The sequence below is a fragment of the Delftia sp. ZNC0008 genome (assembly GCF_000799035.1).
Classification (GTDB): Bacteria; Pseudomonadota; Gammaproteobacteria; order Burkholderiales; family Burkholderiaceae_C; genus Comamonas; species Comamonas tsuruhatensis.
In genome coordinates this window covers 1-7,547 of the sequence record NZ_JTKZ01000753.1, presented here as the reverse complement: position 1 = coordinate 7,547, position 7,547 = coordinate 1, and the positions used below count along the sequence as shown (strand labels likewise).

Annotated in this window: 5 protein-coding genes; 1 reads left to right on the top strand and 4 read right to left on the bottom strand. The window is 66.0% G+C overall.

Annotated elements, in window-relative coordinates; all coding sequences use genetic code 11:
* Together L995_RS24575 and L995_RS24570 are read right to left on the bottom strand one after the other, a co-directional pair.
* Positions 1-943, bottom strand: a 943-nt coding sequence (locus L995_RS24575) for a DNA topoisomerase IB (RefSeq protein WP_047474012.1), incomplete at its 3' end; no start/stop codon positions are given.
* 345 nt (positions 944-1,288) lie between these two features.
* Positions 1,289-3,376 carry a catalase gene (locus L995_RS24570; protein ID WP_156136130.1) on the bottom strand — a complete coding sequence of 696 codons (2,088 nt, stop codon included), beginning with the start codon at positions 3,374-3,376 and terminating at the stop codon, positions 1,289-1,291.
* On the opposite strand from L995_RS24570, the gene L995_RS34000 reads away from it, so the two are divergent.
* The gene (locus L995_RS34000) at positions 3,284-3,715 is read left to right on the top strand and encodes a hypothetical protein (RefSeq protein WP_197065187.1); all 432 of its coding nucleotides are present in this window, start codon (positions 3,284-3,286) and stop codon (positions 3,713-3,715) included. The genes L995_RS24570 and L995_RS34000 overlap by 93 nt on opposite strands.
* Before the next feature lie 202 nt (positions 3,716-3,917).
* Here L995_RS34000 and ku read toward each other — a convergent pair whose 3' ends face one another.
* Both ku and ligD read right to left on the bottom strand, forming a co-directional pair.
* Complete coding sequence (gene ku / locus L995_RS24560; protein ID WP_016451498.1) at positions 3,918-4,907, bottom strand: non-homologous end joining protein Ku; 990 nt, start codon at positions 4,905-4,907, stop codon at positions 3,918-3,920.
* Positions 4,904-7,547 (bottom strand): DNA ligase D (ligD, locus tag L995_RS24555; protein ID WP_047474010.1); only part of this gene is annotated, 2,644 nt, incomplete at its 5' end. The genes ligD and ku, both read right to left, overlap by 4 nt.

The following is a 7,547-nucleotide window of genomic DNA, read 5'->3' as shown; positions in this document are numbered from 1 at the left end:
TCCGCGTTGCAGCGGTCGCGGCGGGCGGGCATTGCCCGGGCTGCTCGCACAGGGCCAGTACCCGGGGATGGATGTAGAACTTGCGGCAAACCGTACAAGTATTGCCCAGGCGCCGCGCCACCTCGGCGATCAGGTCCGTGAAGGTGAGCGCGCCCGGATGGCGGCTGCCCGCCGGTGACGCTGCGGCGGCCATGGCCAGCTCCAGCGCGTACACGCTGGCATGCCAGGTACGGAAGTCCTTGGCACTGAAGTCCGGTCCGTCTGCCTCGTCTGCCCCGGCCTTGCTGCAGATCCTGCGGATGTAGTCGTTCACGTGCTCGGAGCGCACATGGTGAACATCCCCCTCGTCGTCCACGAACTGGAAAAGCCGCTGCCCCGGCAGGTCCTGGCAGCGCTTGACGATGCGGGCCACGGCCCGGTCGGACACGCGGGCCTGCTGGGCGACGCCGCTCTTGCCCTTGAAGCTCAGCGTCAGCTCGCCGGCGCGCACCTGGGCGTGGCGGTTCCTGAGCGTGGTCAGGCCGAAGGATCCATTGGCTTCTGAATACTCGTCGTTGCCAACGCGCAGCGCCGTGCAGTCCAGCAGCCAGACGATGGTGGCCACCACGGTTTCGAGCTGCGGCCGCCCCGGCCTGAGGTCCCGCGCCACGGCACGCCGAATGGCGGGCAGATGCCGGCCGAACTCGCGCATGCGGTCGAACTTGACCTGCTTGCGCTGCTCCTGCCACTGCGGGTGATAGCGGTATTGCTTGCGCCCGCGGGCATCGCGGCCCGTGGCCTGCAGGTGGCCCCGGGCGTCAGGGCAGATCCATACATCCACATAGGCCGGTGGAATGGCCAATTTGCGGATGCGCTCCAGCGCCTGGGCGTCGCGCACGGGCCTGCCGTCCTGGTCCACATAGGAAAAGCCTTTGCCACGCCGCACGCGGCGCCAGCCGGGCATGCGGTCGTTGATATGGATGAGGTCTGCAGTCAGTGCAACCCCTGCGGCGGCGGAGGCGGAGGTGCGATGGGGGGATCGGAATAGGGTGAAGGCGCCGGAGCCGGCGGAGGATCACCCACGGGTGGCACCAGCGGCTCGGTCGGCGGCGGATTGACCGGCGGAGCGACGGGAGGTGTGGCAGGCGGTGTGGGTGGCGCAGCGATCATGGAACGGTTTCTCCTGTGATGGTGGCGGGCCGCAGCGGACATGCAGCCGCTGCAGCAATCGCCATGCCCGGACCCTTGCACGGGGCCGAAGCGTTGACATTTGGTAGCAATGATTCGCAAAAACCGGTGGCCGGCGGCCTCAGGCCAGCGTCCTCAGCGTGGGCTCGCGGTCCCAGAAGCGTTTCTTGGCGCCTTCGACAAAGGGCTTGGGCGTGTCGATGGGAAACACGCCCTCGTCCGGCGTGATGCCCGCGGTCTGCAGGATGTGCCCGGTGGCCTTGCAGGCAGCAATGGCCTTGAGGTGGCCGAAGGCATCGCGGAACCAGTCCTGGGCGGCCGCTTCCCGGGCCAGGGCTTCGCCGCGCTGCGGCGTGAGGATGGACACCACGGCGTCGAACTGCGCCGAGGGCGATCCGGCCAGCTGGCCGTCTGCGGGCAGGTGGCTGCCGTCGTCCAGCGTGGCGCCGCCGATCTTGGGCGCAATGATCTTCACGCTGGCCTTTTGCGCCACCAGGGCCTTGTGGAAGGCGGCAATGTGCCGGGCGCTGGAGCCTTCATCCACCAGGATGGCCACGAAGCGGCCCTGCAGTGTGGGCTTCATGCGGTCGATGATGCGCGTGGCCGGGCTGGGCGGCAGCTTTTGCGGGGGCACGGCAGGCTTGGCGGCAGGCGGCAGCTGGGGCAGGCCCAGGCCGTCGGCCACGCGCTTTGCCAGGTCGGCGTCTATCACCTGCAGGTGGCCCACCACGGCCAGTCGCACATGCGGCGTCTGCACCTTGGACAGCTCGAACACCAGGGCGCTGGCGATGTGGGCCTGCTCCACCGCGCTCTGGCTGGCGTAGAACATGCGCGCCTGGCTGTAGTGGTCGGCAAAGCTTTCGGGGCGGATGCGGCCCTTGGCGCCGTCCCCGTCATCCTGGGCAAAGTGCCTGAAGCCGCGCGCCGCCGAGGCGCGCGGACTGTCGGCCTGCAGGCTGGAGGGCTCGTAGGCCACGCGGCCCTTGGGCACCTGGGTCTGCATATGGCCGTCGCGCTGGTCGTGGGCAAACGGGCATTTGGGCGCGTTGATGGGCAGCTGCGTGAAGTTGGGCCCGCCCAGGCGCGACAGCTGGGTGTCCAGGTAGGAGAAAAGGCGGCCCTGCAGCAGCGGATCGTTGCTGAAGTCGATGCCCGGGGGCAGGTTGGCCGGGCAGAAGGCGACCTGCTCGGTCTCGGCAAAGAAGTTGTCGGGCCAGCGGTCCAGCACGAAGCGGCCGATCTTGCGCAGCGGTATTTCCTCTTCCGGAATGATCTTGGTGGGGTCCAGATGGTCATAGGGCAGGGCGTCTGCCTGTTCCTGCGAAAACAGCTGCACGCACAGCTCCCAGGCCGGATAGTCGCCCGCCTCGATGGCCTCGAACAGGTCGCGGCGGTGGTAGTCGTTGTCTGCGGCCTGCAGCTTCAGGGCCTCGTCCCAGACCGTGGACTGGATGCCCAGCTCGGGCCGCCAGTGGAATTTCACGAAGGTGCTTTTGCCTTGCGCATTGACCAGCCGGAAACTGTGCACGCCAAAGCCCTCGATCATGCGCAGGCTGCGCGCGATGGTGCGGTCGCTCATGATCCACATGACCATGTGCATGGACTCGGGCATGAGGGAGATGAAGTCCCAGAACGTGTCGTGCGCCGTGGCGGCCTGTGGAAAGCCCCGGTCCGGCTCCATCTTCACGGCATGGACCAGGTCGGGAAACTTCATGGCGTCCTGGATGAAGAACACCGGAATGTTGTTGCCGACCAGATCCCAGTTGCCCTCTTCGGTATAGAACTTGATGGCGAAGCCGCGCACGTCCCGCGGGGTGTCCACCGAGCCTGCGCCGCCGGCCACGGTGGAAAAGCGCACGAAGACCGGCACCTGCTTGCCGGTTTCGGTCAGCACCTTGGCGGTGGTGTACTGCTCCAGTGAATCGGTCAGCTGGAAATAACCGTGGACACCTGTGCCGCGTGCATGGACGATCCGCTCCGGAATGCGCTCATGGTCGAAATGCGTGATTTTCTCGCGCAATATGAAATCTTCCAGAAGCGTGGGTCCCTTTGGCCCTTGCTTCAATGAATTCTGGTTGTCCGCAACCGGTATGCCCTGCTGCGTCGTCAATACAGGATGAGAGGCTTCGGCCTGCTGCTGGAGTTCTCCGCCGTGGCCAACGGGGCATTGGGATGGGGATTTCTTTTCAGCTGGGGCTTTCTTGGCCATGATGCACTCCTTGGGAATGAACGCCATGTTCTTTTGACGCGGATATTTCAAGCGGAGCAACGGTATGTTTTTCAGTTGCCGCAATGGGAAAATAAAAAAAGGGCCCGGAGGACCCTTTTTTCAGGTCATGCAACCTGCGGCTCAACGCTGCTGGTGGCTGTCCTGCTTTTGCTGCTGACCCGGCTGGTTGCGCTGGGGGTTGCTCTGCTGTTGCTGATGGTTGGGATTATTGGGATTGCTTTGCTGCTGCTGGTTCTGCTTGTTCTTGTCGTTTTGCTGGTTGCTGGCCGTGTTGCCTTGAGGGTTATTGGTCTGTTGCGTCATTTCCATACTCCTTAAGTAAACAGCGATGCCGTCATCACTGCAATTTCATTGTGCTGCCTGAAAAATCCACGGCGTGTAGGAAATTCGGAAGATTACTTTTGGTAAATCATTGGAATTTGCTATGCGTATCGTGGAATCCATTTTTGCGGCAAAAAATGCATGTATTTTTTATCATGAAATGCCATTTGTAGATTATGCAAAACGGCAATGGTCCGTTTCATTTGGATGTTGAACGTTTTGCAGGCGCCTTGGACGCTGGCTTTCGGGGCTTGGGCGTTGTCCGGGTCGCGGGCGCTTTTGCAGCTTTTGCAGCTTTTGCCGCCGCCCCGGTATTTTTTTCCTTGGCCGCGGAGGCGGGGGCCCCGCTGCCTGCCTTGCCCAGGCTGCTCCTGAGCAGGGCGGTCAGATCCAGCACGGCTGCGTTGGCGGGTGCGGCGGGCGCGTCCTGCTGCCTTTGCACACTTTGCACGTCGCCCGCATGGGCCTTGGCCTGCACCAGCTGGTGGATTTCCTCGCTGAAGGAGTTGCGGAACTGGTCGGCGTCCCAGGCCTGGCTCATGTCCTTGATCAGTGCCAGGGCCATGGTCATTTCGGCGGCCTTGATGCCTGCGGCCCTTGCGTCCAGCGGCGGCAGGTCCAGCTGCTCGAAGGAACGGATCTCGCCGCCCCAGCGCAGCAGGTTCAGCACCAGTGCCCGGCCGCAGGGGATCAGGATGGCCAGGTGCTGCTTGGCCTGGATGACGACCTTGGCGACGCCCACCTTGTTGCTCTTGCGCAGCGCCTCGCGCAGCAGTGCGTAGACCTTCCCGCCCCGGTGCAGGGGGGCGGTGTAGTAGGGCCGCTCCAGGTAGATGAAGGGGATATCGTCGGCATCGACAAAGGCCTCGATCTCTATGGTCTGCGTGGTCTTGGGAAAGGCGGCGGCAATCTCTTCGGCGCTCAGCACCACGTAGCGGCCTTCTTCGAATTCCACGCCCTTGACGATGTCGGCCGAGGCCACCTCCTTGCCCGTGACTTTGTTGATGCGCTTGTAGCCCACGGGCTGCATGTTGCGCTTGTCCAGCCAGTCGAAGTCGATGTCCGTGCTGGCCGTGGCCGCATACAGGCCTATCGGGATGTGGACCAGGCCAAAGCTGATGGCCCCCTTCCACAGGCTGCGCGAGGAGACGGCCGGGGCCGTGCGAGGAGATGTGGCTTTCCTGGTCATCGTTGTGCTTTCCTCGTTGGCGGCGCTTCGCGGGCCGGTGCCTCGAAGCCCAGCGCCTTCATGGCGCGGCCCAGGCTGGTGGCCGCCGTGCCGTAGTGCTCCCAGGGCGAGTTGCCCAGGCGCAGGCGCTGGTCCACCGAGCGAATGGTCCAGTGCGCGCCGCCCGTGAGCCTGTCGAGCTCGTTCCAGCCCACGGGCACGGAGATGCCCATGCCGGGCCGCGCACGCGCTGTCCACGCGCAGGCCGTGGTGGCGCCAAAGCCGTTGCGCAGGTAGTCCACGAAGATTTTTCCCACGCGGTTGCGTGGCCCGCTCTTGGCCACGAAGCGCTGGGGCACGGTGCTGGCCAGGTGCTGGACCACGGCCTGGGAGAAGGCCTTGACCGTGTCCCAATCCAGCAGCCGCTTGATCGGCACGACCACATGCAGGCCCTTGCCGCCGCTGGTCTTGAGGAAGGCCGGCAGCTCCAGCTCCTGCAGCAGCACATGCAGCAAGGTGGCCGCTTCCTGCACCTGCGTCCAGGGCACGCCCTCGCCGGGGTCCAGGTCGAAGGTCATGCGGTCGGGCCGGTCGATGCGGTCCCGGCGGGCATTCCAGGTGTGCCATTCGATGGTGTTCATCTGCGTGGCCGCCACCAGGCCTTCACGCCGCGCCACCTCCATCAGCGGCGCATGGCCGGGATCGAGTTCGGGCGCCAGGGCGGCAATGCCCTGCAGCGGCGTCTGGTCCATGTGTTTCTGGAAGAACAGCTCGCCCTCGATGCCCTCCGGCGCGCGCACCATGGCCACGGGCCGGGCCTTGAGGTGGGTGATCATGAAGGGGGCCACCGTGGCGTAGTAGCGCGCCAGCTCCATCTTGGTGATGCCGGTGGAGGGGTCGATGACACGCTCGGCATGGGTGATGGCGATCGTGGCGGGCAGGCGCGCCGCCTTGGCCATGCGGGGCGGGGCGGCTTTGTGGCGGGTTGCGGTGCGGGGTGAAGATGCGGTCGATGGCACGTGCTGTGGCTCCTCTTTTGCGATGCGGCGCGCAGGCTTGTCCGTGCGCAGGCCCTGGAATACGGCGTGGCGGATGCGGCCGTCCGCGGTCCATTGCGCGAACGAGACTTCGGCCAGCAGGGTGGGGCGCACCCAGTGCACCTGGCTGCCAAGGCCCCGGGTGTCTGCCAGCGGGGATGTGCCGGTGGCCAGGCCGTCCAGGCGCTGGCGCAGGGCGGCCAGGGTGCGTGCGTTGAAACCCGTGCCGACCTTGCCGGCCGCGTGCAGCTGCCCGTCCTCGCCGTGCACGGCGAGGACCAGGGCCCCCAGGCCGGTGCGCGAGCCCTGGGGATCGGTATAGCCGGCGATCACGAACTCCTGGCGGTGGCCGCACTTGAGCTTGATCCAGTCCATGCTGCGCCGCGAGACGTAGGCGCTGCCGCGCCGCTTGCCGATCACGCCCTCCAGGCCCAGCCGGCAGGCGGCGGCCATCAGGTCGGCGGGCGGGGCGTCAAAGGCCTGGCTGAACCGAACGCGGTCCGACGGCGCCTTGTGCAGCAGCTCCTGCAACCGCTGGCGGCGCTGTTCCACGGGCTGCTGGCGCAGGTCCTGGCCGTCGTGCCACAGCAGGTCGAAGGCGAAGAAGACCAGCAGGTCGGTGTGCTCGCCGTCGAAGGCGTTCTGCAGGGCCTGGAAGTCGGGGCGGTCGTCGCTGTCCAGCATCAGCACCTCGCCGTCGATCCAGCCTGTTTGCAAGGGCAGGGCCGCCAAGGCGCGGGCCAGGGCAGGCATTCTGGCGGTCCAGTCCTTGCCGTTGCGCGTGACAAGCCGCACGGTACCGCTGTCGACGCGCGCCAGCAGGCGGTAGCCGTCGAACTTGCTCTCGAAGATCCATTGCCCGGCCTCCGTGGGCGGGCGGTCCACCAAGGTCGCCAGCTGGGGGGCGATCTCCTGCGGCATGGTCGCGGTGCCGGCGTGCTGCTTTCGTGCTGGCGCTGGCGCTGTTGCTGTTGTTGTTTCTGTTTCTGTCGTTGCCGCTGCTGCAGGTTCCAGGGGAAGGCCCGCCACGCTGTCGGGCATGTCCTCGACCACGCTGAATTCGCCGGCGGCGCGTTCCAGCCCGTCATGCTCCTTGATCAGCAGCCACGCGGGTTTTTTGGCATCGTCCTTGCCGCGCATGCGCACCAGGGTCCAGCGGCCCTGCAGCTTGTGGCCGCGCAGTTCGAACCTGAGCTTGCCCTTGCGAAGGCCCTCGGCGGCGTCGCCTTGTGGCCACCAGGTGCCCCGGTCCCAGATGATGACCTTGCCCGCACCGTACTGGCCCGGCGGAATCTGGCCTTCGAAGCGGTTGTAGGCCATGGGGTGGTCTTCCACCTGCACGGCCATGCGCTTGTCGGCCGGGTCGTAGCTGGGGCCCTTGGGCACGGCCCAGCTTTTCATGCTGCCGTCCAGCTCCAGCCGGAAGTCGTAGTGCAGATGGCTGGCCCAGTGCTTTTGAATGACGAATTGCAGGGCGCCCGCGCCGGGCTGCCCTGCAATCGTGTCGCTGGAAGGTTCTGCCGAGGGCTCCGGTGTGCGCGTGAAGTCGCGCTTTTGCCGGTAGGCCGCCAGCGAAGCGGCAGCCTTGTCCTGCCCGCCGGCCGCAGCAGCCCGCCGCGGCTGC

Bases quoted from the DNA above. Each gene is read 5' to 3' on its own strand.
- L995_RS34000 (WP_197065187.1), top strand. From the start codon at position 3,284: ATGAGAGGCTTCGGCCTGCTGCTGGAGTTCTCCGCCGTGGCCAACGGG.
- L995_RS24570 (WP_156136130.1), bottom strand. From the start codon at position 3,376: ATGGCCAAGAAAGCCCCAGCTGAAAAGAAATCCCCATCCCAATGCCCC.
- ku (WP_016451498.1), bottom strand. From the start codon at position 4,907: ATGACCAGGAAAGCCACATCTCCTCGCACGGCCCCGGCCGTCTCCTCG.